The following is an 18,397-nucleotide window of genomic DNA, read 5'->3' on the forward strand; positions in this document are numbered from 1 at the left end:
CGCCTCAGCTCGAGTAGGCCGAGTTCTCATGCACGTAGTCGTGCGTGAGATCGTTCGTCCAGATGGTCGCGGTGGCCTCTCCTGCGTGCAGGTCGATGTCGACCGAGACCGCCCGCGGTGCGAGGTCCACCAGGTCGCGGCTCTCGAAGGGCTCGCCCGCGCGGCAGACCTGCACCCCGTTGATCGCGACGTCGATGCCGTAGGGGTCGAACTCGGCGTCGGTCGTGCCGACGGCCGCCAGGACCCGACCCCAATTGGGATCGTTGCCGAAGATCGCGGCCTTGAAGAGATTGCTGCGGGACACGGCGCGGGCGACGACCACGGCCTCGTCCTCGCTCGCGGCGTTCAGCACGCGGATCGCCACGTCGTGCGCGGCTCCCTCCGCGTCGGCCTGGAGCTGGAGCGTCAGGTCGCGGCAGACCTCGGTGAGGGCGGCGGCGAACGCGTCGACGGAGGGGCGCACCCCGCTCGCTCCGCTGGCCAGCAGCGCGACGGTGTCGTTGGTCGACATGCAGCCGTCGGAGTCGAGCCGGTCGAAGGTCACGCGAGTGGCCGATCGCAGCGCCGCGTCGAGTTCGGCGGAGTCGAGGACGGCGTCGGTCGTGATCACCACGAGCATCGTCGCGAGGCCCGGTGCGAGCATGCCGGCGCCCTTGGCCATGCCGCCGATGCTCCAGCCGTCGTCCGAGCGCACGGTCGACTGCTTGGGCACGGTGTCGGTGGTCATGATCGCGCGCGCGGCGTCCTCGCCCGCCTCGGCGCCGGTCGCTCCCGCGAGGACCGCCGCCGCGTCCGTCACTCCGCCGGTGATCTTCGCGAGGTCGAGCTGATCGCCGATCAGCCCGGTCGAGCAGACGAGAACGTCACCGGCCGCGACCTCGAGCAGCTCGCCGACGAGCTCGGCCGTGCGGTGCGTCACCTGGAAGCCCTGCGACCCGGTGTAGCAGTTGGCACCGCCCGAGTTGAGCACGATCGCGGACGCGACTCCGTCGCGCATCACCTGCTCGCTCCAGAGCACGGGGTTCGCCTTGCACCGGTTGCTCGTGAAGACGGCGGCCGCGTTCTGCAGCGGGCCGAGGTTTCGGACGAGCGCGATGTCGCGCGCTCCGGTGGACTTGAGACCCGCGACGACGCCCGCCGCCTCGAAGCCCGCTGCTGCCGTGACGCTCACGGGGCGACTCCGTTCACACTGAGGCCCAGGGACTCGGGGAGGCCCAGGGCGATGTTGGTGGACTGGATCGCCGCGCCCGCGGTGCCCTTCACGAGGTTGTCGATCGCGGTCACCGCGACCACCCGGCGGGCGCGCTCGTCGACGCCGATGCCGACCAGGGCGGTGTTCGCCCCCACCACGTCGGCCGTCCGTGGGAACACGCCCTCCGGCAGCAGCTGCACGAAGGTCTCGTCCGCGTATGCGGCCTCCCAGGCGGCGCGCACGTCGTGCGCGGACACCCCGGGTGCGAGCCGCGCCGTCGACGTGGCGAGGATGCCCCGGGACATCGGCACGAGCACCGGGGTGAAGGAGATCGAGACGGGGCCGGCGCCCGCGAGCGCGAGGTTCTGCCGGATCTCGGGGTTGTGGCGGTGGGCGCCACTCAACCCGTAGGCGTGGGCCGAGCCGAGGAGCTCGCTCGCGAGCAGATCCGTCCGCAGGGTCTTGCCTGCGCCGGAGGGGCCGACCGCCAGCACGGAGACGAGGTCCGCGGGCTCGATCACGCCGGCGTGGACACCGGGCGCGAGACCGAGGGTGACGGCCGTGACGTTGCAGCCGGGCACCGCGATCCGCCGCACGCCCTCGAGGAGCTCGCGCTGCTTGCGTCCGCCGCCGCCGATCAGGAGCTCGGGGAGTCCGTACGGCCACGCCCCGGCGAACTCGCCGCCGTAGTAGTCGGCCCAGTCCTGCTCGTCGTTCAGCCGGTGATCGGCGCCGCAGTCCACCACGAGCACGTCCTCGGGAAGCGTGGCCGTGATCTCACCGGACCGGCCGTGCGGCAGTGCGAGGAACACGACGTCGTGACCCGTGAGGTTCTCGGTCGTGGTGTCGACCAGCGTCAGGTGACGCAGCGACCGGAGGTGCGGCTGGAGAGCGATCAGAGGCTGGCCGGCGTTCGCGTGCGCCGTGACGGTCCGCACCTCGAACTCGGGGTGATCGGCGAGCAGGCGCAACAGCTCGCCGCCCGCGTATCCGCTCGCACCGGCCACCGCCACGGAAAAAGTCATGCCCGACAGCCTAGTCCGTGCGGGTGACGCGATCGGTCCGCCCGCCCCGCGAGGGCGGACGGCCGGACCGCTCAGTCGCGCAGGCGGGCGCCGAAGCGCTCGGCCGCGAGAGCGACTCCGCTCTCCTTCGACGCGGTCGCCTCGGCGGCGGTGAGAGTGCGATCGGCGGCGCGGAAGCGCAGGGCGAAGGTCAGCGACTTCGTGCCCGGCTCGAGGCCCGCACCCCGGTAGTCGTTGACGAGTCGCAGCGACTCCAGCAGCATCCCGGCACCCTCGGCGACGGCCGAGCGGACCTCGCCCGCCGGCACCCCCACGGGGACGACGAGCGACAGGTCCTGCGTCGCGGCGGGCAGGGCCCCGACCGGACGCGCGACGACGACGCCACCCGCACGGGCGAGGACGGGATCGAGGTCGATCTCGGCGACGGCGACCCGGCGCGGCAGATCGAGCTCCTCTGCCAGCGAGGGCAGCAGCTCCCCCGCCCAGCCGACGACGGCGCCGGCGAGCAGGACCTCGGCGGTGCGTCCCGGGTGCAGAGCCGCGTGGGCGCCCTGGCGGATCTCGAGCTCGACTCCGGCGGCCGCACCGACCGCACGGACGACGTCGAGCGCGTCGCGCCAGTCGACGTCGCGCTGGGCGACACCGGGCTGGCGCTCCACGGCGGCGCCGGTCAGCAGCGCGGCGACGTGCAGCGGCTGCGGCGGGATGCCGGCGTTGAGAGACCGTTCGACCTCGGCCGAGGGCCGCTCGGCGCCGCGCGGCAGCTCGGCCGAGCCGAACGGCGCGTCGGCGTCGGGGAGGAACACGGTGCCGGTCTCGTAGAGGGCCAGATCGGTCAGCCCGCGGGAGCGGTTGCGCGCGGCGACCTGCACGAGGCCGGGCAGCAGCGTGACGCGCAGCTGCCCCGCGGTCGCGTCGAGCGGGTTCGCCAGTGTGACCTGCTGCACCGGATCGCCGGTCGGCGAGCCGAGCCGATCGTTGATCGACCGCGACAGGAACGGGTACGAGAGCACCTCGACGAGCCCCTGGGCGGCGAGCGTCTGCGCGATCGTCCGGCGCAGGCGCTGCCCGGTCGTCAGACCGCGGCCGGGCGGAGCGACGGGCAGGATCGACGGGATGCGGTCGTACCCGGTGATCCGGGCGACCTCCTCCGCGAGCGTCGCCTTGTCGGTGAGGTCGGGACGCCAGCTCGGCGGAGTGACGAGGAGCCCGGCGCCGCCGGCCTCGACACTCGCACCGATCTCGACGAGCGAGCCCCGGATCTCCTCCGGCGTGTAATCGACCCCGATGAGGGCGGACACGTAGCCGTCGGGCAGCTCGAGGACGGGCGGCGCGATCGAGCCGGTCAGGGACGAGCCGAGCTCGTCCGCCGTGCCGCCGGCGAGCTCGACGAGCAGCTGCACGGCCCTGGCCGCGGCGATCGGGGCGACCAGCGGATCGACTCCGCGCTCGAACCGGCGGGAGGCCTCGCTCGGCAGCTTGTGCCGGCGGGCGGTGCGCGCGACGGACACCGGATCGAAGTTCGCAGCCTCGATCAGGACGTCCCGGGTCGCCCCGCCGATCTCGGTGCGGGCGCCGCCCATGACGCCGGCGAGACCGATCGCTCCGCCGTCGTCGGCGATGACCAGGTCCTCCGCGTGGAGCCGACGGGTCTGCCCGTCGAGTGTCTCGAGGGTCTCCCCCGGCTGCGCACGCCGCACGACGATGCCGCCCTGGAGGGTGTCGAGGTCGTAGCCGTGCAGGGGCTGGCCGAGCTCGAACATGACGTAGTTGGTGATGTCGACCACGAGCGAGATCGACCGCACGCCGGCGAGGCGCAGGCGCGCGACCATCCAGGGCGGGGTCGGGCGAGCGGTGTCGACGCCGCGGACGACGCGGGTCACGAAGACCGAGGCGCCGTCGCGGCCTCGGATCGGCGCGCCGTCCTCGATCGCGACGGGGAACACGGGGGCGTGCTCGGAGCGCTCGACGCCGGTGACCGCGAGGGCGGGGTCGCGGAACGCGGCTCCCGTGGCGTGCGCGTACTCGCGGGCGATGCCGCGGAGGGAGAAGGCGTAGCCGCGATCGGGAGTCACGTTGACCTCGACCGCCGCGTCGTCGAGGCCGAGCAGTCCGATCGCGTCGGTGCCGACCTCGGGATCGATGCCGAGGGTCGCCAGGCGCAGGATGCCGTCGTGGTCGTCACCGAGGCCGAGCTCGCGGCTCGACGCGATCATGCCGTCCGAGACGTGACCGTACGTCTTCCGCGCGGAGATGGGGAACGGGCCGGGCAGAACAGCACCGGGAAGAGAGACCACGACCTTGTCGCCCGCGACGAAGTTGTGCGCGCCGCAGACGATGCCGCGGACGTCCTCGCCGCCGTCGGCTGCCGTCTCTCCCTCGGGGGCGACGCGGACGGAGCACCAGTTGATGGTCTTGCCGTTCTTCTGCGGCTCGGGGGTGAACTCGAGCACCTGCCCGACCACGACGGGCCCGGAGACGTCGAAGCGGTGGACGTCCTCCTCCTCGAGACCGACAGAGACGAGCGCTGCGTGCACCGACTCGGTGCTCGTGCCCGGCTCCAGATCGACGTACTCGCCCAGCCAGCTCAGCGGGATGCGCATCAGATCACCATCCCGTACTGCTCGCTGAAGCGGACGTCGCCCTCGACCATGTCGCGCATGTCCTTCACGTCGTTGCGGAACATCAGCGTGCGCTCGATGCCCATGCCGAAGGCGAAGCCGGAGTACTCCTCCGGGTCGATGCCGGCCGCGCGCAGCACGTTCGGGTTGATCATGCCGCAGCCTCCCCACTCGATCCACCGGGCGCCGCCGACGAACGTCGGGTGCCAGATGTCGAGCTCCGCGCTGGGCTCGGTGAAGGGGAAGTAGTTGGGACGCAGGCGGATGCGGGCCTCGTCGCCGAACAGGAGTCGTGCGACGTGCTCCAGCGTGCCGCGGAGGTGCGCCATGGTCAGACCGCGGTCGACGGCCAGCCCCTCGAACTGCGTGAAGACAGGGGTGTGCGTCGCGTCGAGCTCGTCGGTGCGGTACACGCGTCCGGGTGCGATGACGTAGACGGGCAGGTCGCGCTCGAGCATGGAGCGGATCTGCACCGGCGAGGTGTGCGTGCGCAGCACCAGATGGGAGTCGACCGGATCGACGAAGAACGTGTCCTGCATCGCGCGGGCCGGGTGGTCCTCGTCGAAGTTCAGGGCGTCGAAGTTGAACCACTCGTTCTCGAGCTCGGGGCCCTCCGCGATCTCCCAGCCCATGCCGACGAAGACGTCCGCGACGGTCTCCTGGAGGAGCGACAGCGGGTGCCGGGCGCCGACGCGGCGGAAGGACGCGCCGGCGGTGACGTCGACGCTCTCGGCGTCGAGGGCGGCGGACTCCTCCGCGGCGACGAGCTCCGCCTCGCGGGCGGTGTAGGCGTCGCCGACCTGCTTGCGGGCGGAGCCGACGAGCTTGCCGGAGGCGGCCTTGGCCTCGGGGGGCACGGAGCGCATCTGCGCGTTCAGTCGGGCGAGGGCGGAGCCCTCACCGAGGTGGGCGGAGCGGGCCGCTTTCAGGGCAGCGGAGTCGCCGGCCGCGCTGATCGCGGTGAGCGCCTCGGCGACGGCTGAGGAGACGGCCTCGTCGGTGATCGGGTTGCTGTCGGACACGATCCCCCAGTGTAGGCGAGGGGTCGCGCGGGGCTTCCCGCGTGCCCTGTGGGGCGGGTCGGCCTCGTCCCTCTTCGGAGAGAGCGGAACGGGACGAGGCCGGGGGGACGTGGGTCTCGATACGCCGCTACGCGGCAACTCGACCAGCAGGCGGGGGCGGCCCTCAGAGACGTCGGTCTCGATACGCCGCTGCGCGGTTACTCGACCAGCAGAGGGCAAGGAGCCCCTCGCGGACGACCAGCCGCGTCCCCGGAGGCGAACGCGCGGATCGCGTGCCAGCGATCCGCGCTAGCCGAACGCACTCCGCTCCCGTAAACGCACCACGCGCCCCGCCGACCGCGGTCCTTCACGCCGGCGGAGTGAAGGACCAACCAACTCAGTCCTGCGCCGCCAGCAGCGCCGTGTCGGTCGTGGCACGGGCGGCGGGGTGGCCGGTCCCTCGGCGTCCACTGTTCTTGGTGCGGATCTCGACCCACTTCGCCAGGCCCGACAGGGCGAGGCAGATGCCGATGTAGATCGCTCCGATGACGATGGCGGCGGGGATGATCGGGCTGTCCAGGCTCGGCTGGTTGCCGAGGTACTTCGCGTAGTAGAGGAGCTCGTTGTACGTGATGATCGAGCCGAGCGCGGTGTCCTTCAGCGCCACCACGAGCTGCGCGATGATGACCGGCAGCATCGAGCGGATCGCCTGCGGGAACAGGATGAGCCGCATGACGCCGGCCTTGCTCAGGCCGACGGCGTAGCCCGCCTCCTTCTGCCCGCGAGGCAGCGCCTCGATGCCGGCGCGGAAGATCTCGGAGAAGACGGAGCCGTTGTAAAGCGTCAGCGCGATGACGACCGCCAGGTAGGGGCTGAGCTTGAGCCCGGCGAACGGCAGCCCGTAGTACATCAGCATCATCAGGATGAGGACGGGGATCGCGCGGAACAGCTCGATGAAGAGCGTGACCGGGATGTTGATCCACCGGCGGTCCGAGAGCCGGCCGACGGCGAGGACCAGGCCGAGCACGATGCTGGCGACTCCCGCGGTGGCGAAGGCGGCGAGCGTCTGCCCGAGCGCCGCTCCGATGCTCTGCCAGACGAGGGGGTACTGGAACGCGCGCCACTTCTCGGCCGAGAACTGCCCCGACTCGGCGAATCGCCAGAGTACGAAGGCGAGGAAGGCCGCGAGGAGGAGGACGACGACCGCCCCGATCAGTCGGTTGCGGGCGATGGCGCGCGGGCCCGGGTTGTCGAAGAGGACGGAGCTCATCGGGCGACCCTCCACTTCTTCTCGAGCTGGCGTTGGACGAGCGAGAGCACGGTGACCAGGACCACGAACACGAGCGCGACCCAGAGCACCACGATGAGGCTGTTCTCGCCGCGCTCGTTGAGCTCGCGGACGATCGTGCCGGCCTCGGCGACGGAGAAGCCCGCCGCCACGGTGGTGTTCTTGAGGAGGGCGATCAGCACGCTCATCAAAGGCGGGATCACCGACCGGAAGGCCTGCGGCAGGACGACCTGGGTCATCGTGAGGCCGAAGTCGAGGCCGATGGCGCGGGCGGCCTCGGCCTGCCCGATCGGGACGGTGTTGATGCCCGAGCGCAGCACCTCGGCGACGTAGGTCGCGGTGTAGAGGCTGAGGGCGAAGATGGCGAGCGTCGTGTAGTCGAGGTCCGGCAGATCGAGCTTCGGGTAGCCGAAGGCGAAGAAGAACATCAGGAGCGTCAGTGGCGTGTTCCTGATGGTGTTGACGTACACCGTGCCGACCGCGCGGGCGATCGGGACGGGCGAGACGCGCATGGCGCCGACGACGGTGCCGATGAGGAGGGCGAAGACGAGCGAGACGGCGAAGAGCAACAGGGTGTTGCCGAAGGCCGGGACGAACACGTCGAGGTTGTTCAGCAGAACATCCATGCGGCGAGCCCTTTCATCGGGAGGTGGGTGGGAGAGGCGGGGCCCCGGGGCGGCGCGCTCGGCGCCGCCCCGGGAGACCTGCTAGTACGCGTCGACCGCGGGCTGCTCGACCTCGGTGCCGGACTCGCCGAGAGTCTCGTCGTAGATCGCGGTCCAGGTGTCACCGCCCTCGGTGAACATGTCGTTGATGAAGCCGCGCAGCGCGGTGTCGTCCTTCGCGAGGCCGACTCCGTAGAGCTCGGTGCTGAAGGGCTCGCCCACGACCTTGAGCTCGTCCGGGTTCTGCGCCGCGTAGCCGATCAGGATCGCGCCGTCGGTGGTGACCGCGTCGACCTGTCCGTCGTTGAGGGCGTCGACGCACTGCGAGTACGTGTCGAACTCCTCGGTCGGGACATCGGGGTAGTTGGTGCGGATGTTCTGGATCGGGGTGGACCCGGTCGCCGAGCACACGGTGGTCTCGGCGGTGAGGTCGTCCGGACCCTCGATGGAGTCGTTGTCCGCGGCGACCAGCAGCTGCTGGCCGGTCTCGAAGTAGGGTCCGGCGAAGCCGACCTGCTCCTTGCGCTTGTCGGTGATCGAGTAGGTGCCGACGTAGTAGTCGATGTCGCCGTTCACGATCGACGCCTCGCGGTTGGCCGACGGGATCGCCGTGTACTCGATCTGGTCCTCGGAGAAGCCGAGCGAGGCCGCGATCCACTTCGCGATCTCGATGTCGAAGCCCGAGCGCTCACCGGTCGCGGCGTCGAGGTAGCCCAGTCCGGGCTGGTCCTCCTTGACTCCGATGGTGACCTGGTCGGCCGAGGTCATCGCGTCGAAGGTGGGGCTGCCCTCGAGGGTCACGTCGGTGGCGACCTCGTAGGCCGCTCCGCTCTCCTCGGATCCGGCGCCGGCGTCGCCGGTACCGGAGTCGCCGCCGGCGCAGCCGGCGAGGGCGAGGGTCGCTGCTGCGATCCCGGCGGTCATGAACATGAGCTTGGTGCGCATGGTCGTCCTTCCTGGGTGTGGCCCGTCTGAGCGGGCGGTGTCCGATCGCTCCCCGGGATGGTGGGGGTCGATCCGTCGGATGGATGCTGTGCGGGGCCCCGCGTCCTGCGTGCTGTGCGGACGCGGGCCCTCGCACCTCCTGGTGCGGGAGGAGTCAGTGGGTGATGAGCTTCGAGAGGAAGTCCTTGGCGCGGTCGGTGCGCGGCGCGGTGAAGAACGACTCGGGGTCGGTGTCCTCGAGGATCTCGCCCTCGGCCATGAAGACGACGCGGTCGGCGGCCTTGCGCGCGAAGCCCATCTCGTGGGTGACGACGATCATGGTCATGCCGTCCTTGGCGAGGCCGACCATCACGTCGAGCACCTCGTTGATCATCTCGGGGTCGAGGGCCGAGGTGGGCTCGTCGAAGAGCATCACCTTGGGCTTCATCGCGAGTGCGCGGGCGATGGCCACGCGCTGCTGCTGGCCGCCCGAGAGCTGGGCCGGGGTCTTGCCCGCCTGGTGACCGACGCCGACCCGGTCGAGCAGCGCCTGCGCCTCGGCCTCGGCGGCCTTCCGGGCGAGCTTGCGGACCTTGATCGGCCCGAGCGTCACGTTCTCGAGGATCGTCTTGTGCGCGAAGAGGTTGAAGGACTGGAACACCATCCCCACGTCCGCACGCAGCGCGGCGAGGCCCTTGCCCTCCTCCGGCAGCTTCTGCCCGTCGATCGAGATCGTGCCGCCCGAGATGGTCTCGAGGCGGTTGATCGTGCGGCAGAGCGTCGACTTGCCGGAGCCGGAGGGACCGAGGACGACGACGACCTCACCGCGGTTGATGGTGAGGTCGATGTCCTTCAGAGCCTGGAACTCCCCGTAGTGCTTCTGCACGCCGTCGAGGACGACGAGGGGTTCTCCGACGGGAGCGGACGAGCGATCGTCCTGCACAGGTGCTTCCATTCGGCCAGAGAATCACACGCGAATGGGTGGGTCAAATCATGAGTGTTTTCTTAATCAGAGGTTAATAACCGCGCCGGACGCCCGGCTCGCACCCAGGAGTGCGCTCCTGGTGCTCAGGATCGCAGGGCGAAGGCGCTCTCGTAGAGGCAGACGGAGGCGGCGGTCGCCAGGTTGAGCGACTCGGCCGCTCCGTAGATCGGCACCGCGACGACGCTGTCGACGAGCTCGAGCGACTCGTCCTCCAGCCCACGGGCCTCGTTGCCGAACACCCACACGGTCGGCTGGGCGAGATCGCCGCGGGCACGGACGTCCAGCAGGTCCTCGCCCTTCACGTCCGCGGCCACCGAGCGCAGGCCGATCGAGCGGAGCCGCTGCAGCACGTCGGCGAGCTGGGCGTCGACCGCGACGGGGAGGTGGAACAGGGAGCCGGTGGTCGAGCGCACGACCTTCGGGTTGTAGAGGTCGACCGAGCGCCCCGTGAGGATCACGGCGTCGGCGCCGGCCGCATCGGCGGCGCGGACGATCGTGCCGAGGTTGCCCGGGTCGCGCACCTCCTCGAGCACGGCGACCAGGCGCGGCTCCGAGGCGACGATGTCCTTGAGCGAGGTCGGGAACTGCCGGCAGACCGAGACGAAGCCCTGCGGCGTGACGGTGTCGGCCATCGCATCGAGGACGTCCTCGGTCACGTACTCGATCTCGACGTCGGCCTCCTCGGCGGCGGCGACGATCTCGGGGTGGCGCTCCAGCGCGGTCGGAGTCGCGAACGACTCGACGAGCAGCTCCGGACGGTAGCGCAGCGCCTCCGAGACGGCCTGCGGCCCCTCGAGGAGGAAGAGCCCCGTCTCCTGCCTGGCCGGGCGCCGGGTGAGCTTGGCCACGGAGCGGACACGGGGGGAACGGGGGTTGTCGAGCATGCGGCGAGCCTATCGGCGGCGCGGACGGGGGCCCCGGCGACACGTCGCCCGCGGTCGAGCCTCCCCGGGAACGACGGAGGGGGCCACGACCAGTGGTCGTGACCCCCTCCGGGAGCAGCGAGGACTACGCGGCGGCCTTGGGCGCCGAGGTGTCGGCAGGCAGCGCGTTCTTCGCGGTGGCCACGAGGGCGGCGAAGGTCGCGGGCTCGGTGATCGCGAGGTCCGCGAGGATGCGGCGGTCGACCTGGACGCCGGCCAGGGCGAGGCCCTGGATGAAGCGGTTGTAGGTCAGGCCGTTCGCGCGGGACGCGGCGTTGATGCGCTGGATCCAGAGGCGGCGGAACTCGCCCTTCTTCGCACGACGGTCGCGGTACGAGTAGACGAGGGAGTGGGTGACCTGCTCCTTCGCCTTGCGGTACAGGCGCGAGCGCTGGCCGCGGTAGCCCGACGCGCGCTCGAGGATGACGCGACGCTTCTTGTGGGCGTTGACCGCCCTCTTGACTCTTGCCATTTCTTTTTCTTCCTATCGATCCGGGTCGGTGGAGTAGCCACGCGGCGCAGCGGACTGCGCCGGCTGCGGGCTACAGACCGAGAAGCTTCTTGGCGACCTTGGCGTCCTGCGGGGCGAGGACCTGGTCCTGGTTCAGGCGGCGGGTGCGGACGCTGGACTTGGACTCCAGGTTGTGACGCATACCGGCCTGCTGCTTCATGACCTTGCCGGAGCCGGTCACCTTGAAGCGCTTCTTGGCACCCGAGTGGGTCTTCATCTTGGGCATGTTCTCTCCTTGTCACGTCGCACCCGCGTCAGCGGGGCGAAACCGGTGCCCCGCGAGCAGGGCGTCCGCCGGCCCCGAGGCCGGGGCGGCGAAGTATCAGACGGATTCGGCCTCGGCCGATTCCTCAGGGGTGTTGGCCTCGCGGCGAGCCGCGCGGACCGCGTTCGCCTCGGCCTTCGCCTCGGACTTGTTCTTCAGCGGGCCGATGACCATCACCATGTTGCGACCGTCGATGGTCGGGGTGGACTCGACCTGACCGAATTCGGACACGTCCTCCGCGAAGCGCTGCAGGAGTCGGACGCCCATCTCGGGGCGGGACTGCTCGCGACCGCGGAACAGGATCATGGCCTTGACCTTGTCGCCGGCCTTCAGGAAGCCCTCGGCGCGCTTGCGCTTGGTCTCGTAGTCGTGCTTGTCGATCTTCAGGCGGAAACGGACCTCCTTGAGGATCGTGTTCGCCTGGTTGCGACGGGCTTCCTTGAGCTTCTGGGCCTGCTCGTACTTGAACTTCCCGTAGTCCATGATCTTGGCGACGGGAGGCTTGGAGTTGGGAGCAACCTCGACCAGATCCAGGTCTGCGTCCTGCGCGAGTCGCAGGGCGACCTCGATTTTCACGACGCCGACCTGTTCTCCGGCGGGACCCACGAGGCGGACCTCGGGGACGCGGATTCGGTCGTTGGTACGGGGATCGCTGATTGCGTTTCTCCTCTGATCTCGGTGAGTAGCTGCTCTGCTGCCGGATTCTGATCCGGCGCATCCCGAGAGAGGAGATTCCTGACGTGCTCGTGCACGTGCTCGCACCCTGCGACCCGGCCTCCGAGGTTTCGCTCGGGTGCCGCAGCCCTGCCCTCGTCACCGAGGGCGGAGTGCTTCAGACCCGGTAACCTAATGAAGCGGTCAAGCGCGGGTGGGAGAATCTCCACTTTCGAACCGAGGACATGCCTCGGAGCCCGCATCACCTTAGCAGAATCCCGGCCCGAGCGACAGAGCGGATGCGGTCGCCTCTCGCCGCCGCAGCGCGAGGCCCCTCCGCGGGCCCGATCCACCGAACGAAGGACCCATGGCCCAGTACGACGACGACTACGTGCGGCGCTTCGGCGACGCCGACGCCTCCTCCGACGTGGAGGCCGCCCGCGACATCGCGGAGGTGCCCGCCGTGGAGATCATCACGACGGCGGCGGTCCACCTCATGAGCGCCGCCGCGGTGAAGTGCGGCCTCGCCGACGAGCCGGGCGCCCAGGTCGACCTCGACGAGGCGCGGAAGCTCATCAACGCGCTCGCCGGCCTCGTGACCGCCGGCGCTCCGGACATCAGCGACATGCACGCACGCAGCCTGCGCGACGGACTGCGCACCCTCCAGCTCGCGTTCCGCGAGGCCTCGCCGATCGCCGACCCCATCGGCAAGGGCCCGGGCGAGAAGTGGACGGGCCCGGTCACCTGAGTCAGCGGGCGGGAGCCAGCTGGACCGAGAGCGAGTCGACCCGCGAGGCGACGATCTCGTCGGCGGCCCACCGCTCCCCCAGGCGGGAGACGAGCGCGCCGAGCGCCTCGCGGTCGAGTCCGGGAGCGAGTGCCAGCACCACGACGACCTCGGGACCGTGCAGCCGCTGACGCGGATCTCCGGCTCGGACGTCGACCGAGACGACCACCGGCTCCTGCTCCGCGGACGCCCGCAGCGCCCTGAGCACCTCGGAGTCCTCCGCGGCACTGCGCCACGGCGTGCCCTCGGCGATCGCCCACAGCGCGGGCCGGCGCACCGCGAACTCGTGCTCGGACGCCGGGTCGAGCACCATCAGCTCGGTCGACTCGGCGACGGCGGCGAGCGCGGCACGGCGCCCGTCGACGGGCACGGGGCGCGCCGCCGGATCCCAGCGCCGCATCGTGTCGACGCTGCTGAACACCGGCAGGACGTCGCGCCCGTCCGGGCCGGCCACCGTGACGATCGACAGCTCCTGCGTCTTGTCGGTCCGGAGCCCGGCGACCTCGTCACCCTCCTCGCCGAGGTGCGCCACGAGCGGGATCAGCAGGCGGGATCCACGCAGCGCGTCGACGACGGCGTCCGGGCCGCGCGATCCGTCCGCGAAGGCGGCGAGAGCGCGCACGAGCGGCTCCGGCGCGCGGCCGTCGTCCTCGCTCCCCGCGCCCGCCTCGAAACGGCGGCCCGCCCAGGGGGTGCCGGCGGAGTCGGTCAGATGCGAGGGGAGAGCGCGTCCGTCACTCGGACGCGACATCCAGCGCCTCCGCGAGCGTGAAGGCGCCGGCGTAGAGCGCCTTCCCCACGATCGCGCCCTCGAGGCCCTGCGGGACGAGGTCGCGCAGTGCGGCGATGTCGTCGAGGTTCGAGATCCCGCCGGAGGCGATCACCGGGCGGCGGGTGCGGGCCATGACCTGCTCGAGCAGCTCGAGGTTCGGTCCCTTGAGGGTGCCGTCCTTGGTCACGTCGGTGACGACGTAGCGGGTGCAGCCTGCCTCCTCGAGGCGGTCGAGGACCTGCCAGAGGTCGCCGCCCTCCTTGGTCCAGCCGCGGGCCGCGAGGGTGGTGCCGCGCACATCGAGACCGACGGCGATCTGGTCGCCGTACTGAGCGATCACGCTCGCGGCCCACTCGGGGTTCTCGAGGGCGGCGGTGCCGAGGTTGATGCGCTTCGCACCGGCGCTGAGCGCGGACTCGAGGCTGCGGTCGTCGCGGATCCCGCCGGAGAGCTCGACGTTGACGCCCTTGACCTGCCGGATCACCTTCTTCATGATGCCGTGGTTGTCGCCCCGGCCGAAGGCGGCGTCGAGGTCGACGAGGTGGATCCACTCCGCGCCCTGATCGGCCCAGTCGCCTGCGGCGTCGATGGGGTCCCCGTAGTTGGTCTCGGTGCCCGCCTCGCCCTGCGTCAGTCGGACGGCCTTGCCGCCCGCCACATCGATCGCGGGGAGAAGGACAAGGCCCGGGGCCTTGGTGAACTCGCTCATCGTCATCCTCAGTCTCGGGAGCCCTGGTGCGGAGGCGGCGCTCACGGGGAGCGGCGCCGACCACCGGCCGATCCTAGTTCGTGCGGAGCCCGCCCAGCCAATTCGAGAGCAGGCGCAGGCCCGCCGCGCCGGACTTCTCGGGGTGGAACTGGGTGGCCGAGAGCGGCCCGTTCTCGACCGCGGCGATGAAGGAGCCGCCGTGGTCGGCCCAGGTGACCGCGGGAGCGGGGAAGGGCGGCATGACGTCGAGCGACCACTCCCGAGCGCCGTAGGAGTGGACGAAGTAGAAGCGCTCGTCGGCGATGCCGTCGAAGAGCACCGAGCCCTCGGGAGCACTGACGGTGTTCCAGCCCATGTGCGGAACGACCTCGGCGGGCAGGAGGTCGACAGTGCCGGGCCACTCGCCCAGGCCCTCGCTCTCGACGCCGCGCTCGACGCCGCGCTCGAACAGCACCTGCATCCCGACGCAGATGCCGAGCACCGGGCGCCCGCCGGACAGTCGCTTGTCGATGATCTCGCCACCGCGCGCCGTCGTCAGGGCGTCCATGACCGCACTGAACGCCCCGACGCCGGGGACGAGCAGTCCGTCGGCCTCGAGCGCCTTCGTGCGGTCCGACGTCAGCTCGACGTCGGCGCCGGCGAGCTCGAGCGCCTTGACGGCGGAGTGGACGTTGCCGGATCCGTAGTCGTAGACGACGACCGAGGGACGGGCGCTCACAGGGCGCCCTTGGTCGAGGGCACGCCGACGACGAGCGGGTCGAGCGCCTTGGCCTGACGGAACGCGCGGGCGAACGCCTTGAACTCGGCTTCCGCGATGTGGTGGGGATCGCGTCCGCCGAGCACGGTGACGTGCACGGTGAGACCCGCGTTGAAGGCGATCGCCTCGAAGACGTGGCGCACCATCGAGCCGGTGAAGTGCCCGCCGATCAGGTGCAGGGCGAAGCCCTCCGGCTCACCGCTGTGCACCAGGTAGGGGCGTCCGGAGATGTCGACGACGGCCTGCACGAGGGCCTCGTCGAGCGGCACCAGCGCGTCGCCGAAGCGGGAGATGCCCGACTTGTCGCCGAGGGCCTGCCGGATGGCGGTGCCGAGCGCGATGCCGATGTCCTCGGCCGTGTGGTGGATGTCGATCTCGATGTCGCCCGTCGCCCGGACACGGAGGTCGGTGAGCGAGTGCTTGGCGAAGGCGGTGAGCAGGTGGTCGAAGAACGGCACGCCGGTCTCGAGGTCCGCGGTGCCGGTGCCGTCGAGGTCGATCGAGAGCTCGATGCTCGACTCGCTGGTGGCACGGCTGAGGGAGGCGGTGCGCCCGGATGCGGCGCTCGGAGAGGTCATGCGACCAGTCTATTCGCCGCTCCGCGGCCGCCCTCGGGCCGGGCGCTACTCGTGCGCGAGCGCTGCGGCGGGGTCGGCGTCGAGGGAGGGCAGGGACGCGAGGGCGTCGAGGAACGCCGTCGTCTCCTCCGCGGTGCCAGCGCTCACGCGCAGGTGGTTCGGGATGCCGACGTCGCGGATCAGCACACCCCGGGCGAGGAGCGCCTCGAAGGTCGCGCCCGGATCGGAGACTCCCCCGAAAAGCACGAAGTTGCTGCCGCTCGCGTGCGGGGTGTACCCGAGCTCGCGGAGGCCGACGACCATGCGGTCGCGCTGCTCGATGATGTCGCCGACCATCGCCAGCATCTCGTCGGAGTGCGCCAGAGCGGCGGTCGCGGCCGCCTGGGTGAGCGCGGAGAGGTGGTAGGGCAGGCGGACGAGGCGCAGCGCGTCGACGACGGCGGGGTCGGCGGCGAGGTACCCCAGACGCACGCCCGCGAAGGCGAACGCCTTGCTCATCGTGCGGGAGACGAGCAGCCGGGGGCGTCCTGCGAGCAGGCTCAGCGCGGTGGACGCGCCGGGGCCCCCGAATTCGGCGTACGCCTCGTCGACCACGACGATGCCGTCCGTGGCGTCGTAGACCGCCTCGACCGTCTCGAGGGAGAGGGGCGTGCCGGTGGGATTGTTGGGTGCGCAGAGGAAGACCAGGTCGGGCTGCGCACGCCGGACCTGCTCGGCCGCGTACTCGGCGCCGACCTCGAAGTCGTCCTGTCGCGGAGCGCCGATCCACTCGGTGCCGCTGCCGGAGGCGAGGATCGAGTACATCGAGTAGGTGGGCGCGAATCCGAGCACGGATCGCCCCGGGCCGCCGAAGGCCTGGAGGATGTGCTGCAGGACCTCGTTGGAGCCGTTCGCCGCCCAAACGCCGTCCGCGGTGAGACCGTGTCCGAGGTAGGCGGCCAGCGAGTCGCGCAGCTCCCGGAACTCGCGATCGGGGTAGCGGTTGACCGTCCGCAGGGCGATGGACACCCGCTCGACGATGTCGGCGATGACCCCGTCGGGGACCGGGTGGGTGTTCTCGTTTACGTTGAGTGCCACGGGGACGATCTTCTGCGGAGCGCCGTACGGCAGCTTCCCGCGGAGGTCGTCGCGGAGGGGGAGGTCGTCGAGAGTCGTCACCAGGGAATGGTAGCGGCGACAGGGGAACCGATCCGGATACTGCGCGCCCGCTCCCGCCGAGGCGGCAGCCGCCGGATCAGCGGGCCAGCTCGTACCCGGACGGAACGGCGAGCCGCTGCCCGGGCTCGAGGCCGGCGCTCGCCAGCTGGTTGAGCGAGAGGAGGTCCGAGACGACGTCGCGGGGGTCGTAGCCGGGAGCGATGTCCTCGGCGAGCGACCAGAGAGATTCCCCCGCACGCACCGTCACGTACTGGAACTGCACGTCGGACGACTCGCCGGAGGCGACCGCACCCCCGCCGTTGATGCCGAACACGAACGCTCCCGCGACGATCGGGAGAGCGCCGAGCACCGCCAGGACGCCGCGACCGCGGCGGGTGATCCGCAGGCGCACACGAGCGACGGCAGGCGACGCGACGGCAGGAGCCGCGATGACGGAGACCTGCGCCTCCGGGCCGGAGGTGACGCGGTGCTGGTCGATGTGCTGGTCGATCATGGGGATCGCTCCTTTCAGCAGGGACTCGGGGCGGACCTCGGCCGGGAGGCCGCCCCGAATCTCTGTTCCGAATATATCTTCGAATAAAACGAGAGGCAAGAGCCTGCCGCGTCGTATCCGTCGACGGATCGTACGACACACTCGAACGAATGTTCCGAACGGGAACCCTCGGCGGATACAGTTTCGAGAGCCCGCTGGTAGTACAGCAGCGACCACCGACATCGGTGATCGACGAGGAGCCGGGCGGGCGCGCACGCGGGGTGCGCGCCGAGAGAGGACGACGTGAGCGACGCGCAGACCGCCAAGGCGAAGCAGGGCACCGGACGGCGCCGGAAGAACCTGAGCGCGAAGCAGCTCGCGATCCTCGACGTGATCCAGCGCTCCGTCTCGAGCCGGGGCTACCCGCCGAGCATGCGCGAGATCGGCGACGCCGTCGGACTCGCCTCGCTCTCGAGCGTCACGCACCAGCTCAACCAGCTCGAGCTCAGCGGCTACCTCCGGCGCGACCCGAACCGCCCCCGCGCGCTCGAGATCCTCATCGACGTCCCGAGCTCCACCGAGGACGACGGGTCGTTCGAGTCGAGCGTCACGGTCGGGGACGCCGCCATGGTGCCGCTCGTCGGCCGCATCGCGGCCGGCGTCCCCATCACCGCCGACCAGCAGATCGACGAGGTGTTCCCCCTCCCCCGCCAGCTCGTCGGCAAGGGCGAGCTCTTCATGCTCAAGGTCGTCGGCGAGTCGATGATCGACGCGGCGATCTGCGACGGGGACTGGGTCGTCGTCCGCTCGCAGCGCACCGCCGAGAACGGCGAGATCGTCGCGGCCATGCTCGACGGGGAGGCCACGGTGAAGGTCCTCCGGCAGCGCGACGGCCACACCTGGCTGCTCCCCCGCAACTCCAACTTCGAGCCCATCCTGGGCGACGAGGCCGAGGTCCTCGGCAAGATCGTGGCCGTGCTCCGCTCGGTCTGAGCCGCTGCGGCCGTGCTCCGCTCGGTCTGAGCCGCTGCGGCCGTGCTCCGCTCGGTCCGAGCCACTGCGGCCGTGCTGCGCTCGGTCCGAGCCGCCGTGACCGTGCTCGCGCAGGCC

Annotated in this window: 20 protein-coding genes; 2 read left to right on the forward strand and 18 right to left on the reverse strand. The window is 71.0% G+C overall.

Translation table 11 applies throughout. The features are described 5' to 3' along the window. Window positions 1-4: 4 nt before the first annotated feature. From argJ to infC, 12 genes are all read right to left on the reverse strand, one after another. The gene (gene argJ / locus C1I63_RS15910) at window positions 5-1,171 is read right to left on the reverse strand and encodes a bifunctional glutamate N-acetyltransferase/amino-acid acetyltransferase ArgJ (RefSeq protein WP_107575397.1); all 1,167 of its coding nucleotides are present in this window, start codon (window positions 1,169-1,171) and stop codon (window positions 5-7) included. Beyond that, window positions 1,168-2,217: an N-acetyl-gamma-glutamyl-phosphate reductase gene (gene argC, locus C1I63_RS15915; protein ID WP_107575398.1), complete on the reverse strand. Its 1,050-nt coding sequence runs from the start codon at window positions 2,215-2,217 to the stop codon at window positions 1,168-1,170. The genes argJ and argC overlap by 4 nt, the downstream gene beginning before the upstream one ends. A 71-nt stretch (window positions 2,218-2,288) precedes the next feature. Continuing rightward, the gene (gene pheT / locus C1I63_RS15920) at window positions 2,289-4,820 is read right to left on the reverse strand and encodes a phenylalanine--tRNA ligase subunit beta (RefSeq protein WP_107575399.1); all 2,532 of its coding nucleotides are present in this window, start codon (window positions 4,818-4,820) and stop codon (window positions 2,289-2,291) included. Beyond that, window positions 4,820-5,860: a phenylalanine--tRNA ligase subunit alpha gene (gene pheS, locus C1I63_RS15925; protein WP_107575400.1), complete on the reverse strand. Its 1,041-nt coding sequence runs from the start codon at window positions 5,858-5,860 to the stop codon at window positions 4,820-4,822. The genes pheT and pheS overlap by 1 nt, the downstream gene beginning before the upstream one ends. Before the next feature lie 376 nt (window positions 5,861-6,236). After that, window positions 6,237-7,109, reverse strand: coding sequence for an amino acid ABC transporter permease (locus C1I63_RS15930; protein WP_055793872.1), 873 nt, complete (start codon window positions 7,107-7,109; stop codon window positions 6,237-6,239). Continuing rightward, complete coding sequence (locus tag C1I63_RS15935; RefSeq protein ID WP_055793280.1) at window positions 7,106-7,753, reverse strand: amino acid ABC transporter permease; 648 nt, start codon at window positions 7,751-7,753, stop codon at window positions 7,106-7,108. Before C1I63_RS15935 ends, C1I63_RS15930 begins: the two co-directional genes overlap by 4 nt. Before the next feature lie 81 nt (window positions 7,754-7,834). Continuing rightward, window positions 7,835-8,737 (reverse strand): glutamate ABC transporter substrate-binding protein, encoded by a 903-nt coding sequence (locus C1I63_RS15940; RefSeq protein ID WP_055793283.1) that lies wholly within the window; start codon window positions 8,735-8,737, stop codon window positions 7,835-7,837. A 154-nt stretch (window positions 8,738-8,891) separates the two neighbouring features. Then, a complete protein-coding gene (locus tag C1I63_RS15945; RefSeq protein ID WP_230674052.1) occupies window positions 8,892-9,659 on the reverse strand; it encodes an amino acid ABC transporter ATP-binding protein in 768 nt (255 codons plus the stop codon). A gap of 125 nt (window positions 9,660-9,784) precedes the next feature. Continuing rightward, window positions 9,785-10,585, reverse strand: a complete 801-nt coding sequence (locus tag C1I63_RS15950) for a TrmH family RNA methyltransferase (protein ID WP_107575401.1) — start codon at window positions 10,583-10,585, stop codon at window positions 9,785-9,787. Window positions 10,586-10,709: 124 nt separating this feature from the next. Next, a complete protein-coding gene (gene rplT / locus C1I63_RS15955) occupies window positions 10,710-11,096 on the reverse strand; it encodes a 50S ribosomal protein L20 (protein WP_055793292.1) in 387 nt (128 codons plus the stop codon). A gap of 70 nt (window positions 11,097-11,166) precedes the next feature. Then, window positions 11,167-11,361: a 50S ribosomal protein L35 gene (gene rpmI / locus C1I63_RS15960; RefSeq protein ID WP_055793295.1), complete on the reverse strand. Its 195-nt coding sequence runs from the start codon at window positions 11,359-11,361 to the stop codon at window positions 11,167-11,169. A 96-nt stretch (window positions 11,362-11,457) separates the two neighbouring features. Then, window positions 11,458-12,057, reverse strand: a complete 600-nt coding sequence (gene infC / locus C1I63_RS15965) for a translation initiation factor IF-3 (protein ID WP_077222490.1) — start codon at window positions 12,055-12,057, stop codon at window positions 11,458-11,460. Between the two features lie 364 nt (window positions 12,058-12,421). Here infC and C1I63_RS15970 point away from each other — a divergent pair, with 364 nt between their 5' ends. Further along, entirely contained in the window at window positions 12,422-12,802 is a 381-nt protein-coding gene (locus C1I63_RS15970; RefSeq protein ID WP_055793298.1) for a DUF1844 domain-containing protein, read from the forward strand. Between the two features lies 1 nt (window position 12,803). On the opposite strand, the gene C1I63_RS15975 is transcribed toward C1I63_RS15970, so the two are convergent. The 6 genes from C1I63_RS15975 to C1I63_RS16000 all read right to left on the reverse strand — a co-directional run bounded on the left by C1I63_RS15975 (window position 12,804) and on the right by C1I63_RS16000 (window position 17,308). After that, window positions 12,804-13,592 (reverse strand): SseB family protein, encoded by a 789-nt coding sequence (locus tag C1I63_RS15975; protein WP_055793301.1) that lies wholly within the window; start codon window positions 13,590-13,592, stop codon window positions 12,804-12,806. Next, window positions 13,576-14,322, reverse strand: coding sequence for a bifunctional 1-(5-phosphoribosyl)-5-((5-phosphoribosylamino)methylideneamino)imidazole-4-carboxamide isomerase/phosphoribosylanthranilate isomerase PriA (gene priA, locus C1I63_RS15980; RefSeq protein ID WP_055793876.1), 747 nt, complete (start codon window positions 14,320-14,322; stop codon window positions 13,576-13,578). The genes C1I63_RS15975 and priA overlap by 17 nt, the downstream gene beginning before the upstream one ends. A gap of 73 nt (window positions 14,323-14,395) precedes the next feature. Beyond that, window positions 14,396-15,040, reverse strand: a complete 645-nt coding sequence (gene hisH, locus C1I63_RS15985; protein WP_107575402.1) for an imidazole glycerol phosphate synthase subunit HisH — start codon at window positions 15,038-15,040, stop codon at window positions 14,396-14,398. Further along, on the reverse strand, window positions 15,037-15,657 hold the full coding sequence (gene hisB, locus C1I63_RS15990) for an imidazoleglycerol-phosphate dehydratase HisB (RefSeq protein WP_055793307.1): 621 nt from the start codon (window positions 15,655-15,657) through the stop codon (window positions 15,037-15,039). The genes hisH and hisB overlap by 4 nt, the downstream gene beginning before the upstream one ends. Window positions 15,658-15,702: 45 nt before the next feature. Then, window positions 15,703-16,815, reverse strand: coding sequence for a histidinol-phosphate transaminase (locus tag C1I63_RS15995; protein ID WP_425326980.1), 1,113 nt, complete (start codon window positions 16,813-16,815; stop codon window positions 15,703-15,705). A gap of 76 nt (window positions 16,816-16,891) precedes the next feature. Then, window positions 16,892-17,308, reverse strand: a complete 417-nt coding sequence (locus tag C1I63_RS16000) for a LysM peptidoglycan-binding domain-containing protein (RefSeq protein WP_107575403.1) — start codon at window positions 17,306-17,308, stop codon at window positions 16,892-16,894. Between the two features lie 282 nt (window positions 17,309-17,590). Between C1I63_RS16000 and lexA the strand changes: the two genes are divergently transcribed. Then, a complete protein-coding gene (lexA, locus tag C1I63_RS16005; protein ID WP_055793315.1) occupies window positions 17,591-18,280 on the forward strand; it encodes a transcriptional repressor LexA in 690 nt (229 codons plus the stop codon). Window positions 18,281-18,397: the final 117 nt, after the last annotated feature.

The organism is Rathayibacter caricis DSM 15933 (assembly GCF_003044275.1).
Classification (GTDB): Bacteria; Actinomycetota; Actinomycetes; order Actinomycetales; family Microbacteriaceae; genus Rathayibacter; species Rathayibacter caricis.

Bases quoted from the DNA above. Each gene is read 5' to 3' on its own strand.
- pheT (WP_107575399.1), bottom strand. From the start codon at position 4,820: ATGCGCATCCCGCTGAGCTGGCTGGGCGAGTACGTCGATCTGGAGCCG.
- C1I63_RS16000 (WP_107575403.1), bottom strand. From the start codon at position 17,308: ATGATCGACCAGCACATCGACCAGCACCGCGTCACCTCCGGCCCGGAG.
- rpmI (WP_055793295.1), bottom strand. From the start codon at position 11,361: ATGCCCAAGATGAAGACCCACTCGGGTGCCAAGAAGCGCTTCAAGGTG.
- C1I63_RS15930 (WP_055793872.1), bottom strand. From the start codon at position 7,109: ATGAGCTCCGTCCTCTTCGACAACCCGGGCCCGCGCGCCATCGCCCGC.
- C1I63_RS15975 (WP_055793301.1), bottom strand. From the start codon at position 13,592: ATGTCGCGTCCGAGTGACGGACGCGCTCTCCCCTCGCATCTGACCGAC.
- rplT (WP_055793292.1), bottom strand. From the start codon at position 11,096: ATGGCAAGAGTCAAGAGGGCGGTCAACGCCCACAAGAAGCGTCGCGTC.
- argC (WP_107575398.1), bottom strand. From the start codon at position 2,217: ATGACTTTTTCCGTGGCGGTGGCCGGTGCGAGCGGATACGCGGGCGGC.
- C1I63_RS15970 (WP_055793298.1), top strand. From the start codon at position 12,422: ATGGCCCAGTACGACGACGACTACGTGCGGCGCTTCGGCGACGCCGAC.
- priA (WP_055793876.1), bottom strand. From the start codon at position 14,322: ATGAGCGAGTTCACCAAGGCCCCGGGCCTTGTCCTTCTCCCCGCGATC.
- C1I63_RS15935 (WP_055793280.1), bottom strand. From the start codon at position 7,753: ATGGATGTTCTGCTGAACAACCTCGACGTGTTCGTCCCGGCCTTCGGC.
- C1I63_RS15940 (WP_055793283.1), bottom strand. From the start codon at position 8,737: ATGCGCACCAAGCTCATGTTCATGACCGCCGGGATCGCAGCAGCGACC.
- C1I63_RS15950 (WP_107575401.1), bottom strand. From the start codon at position 10,585: ATGCTCGACAACCCCCGTTCCCCCCGTGTCCGCTCCGTGGCCAAGCTC.
- hisB (WP_055793307.1), bottom strand. From the start codon at position 15,657: ATGACCTCTCCGAGCGCCGCATCCGGGCGCACCGCCTCCCTCAGCCGT.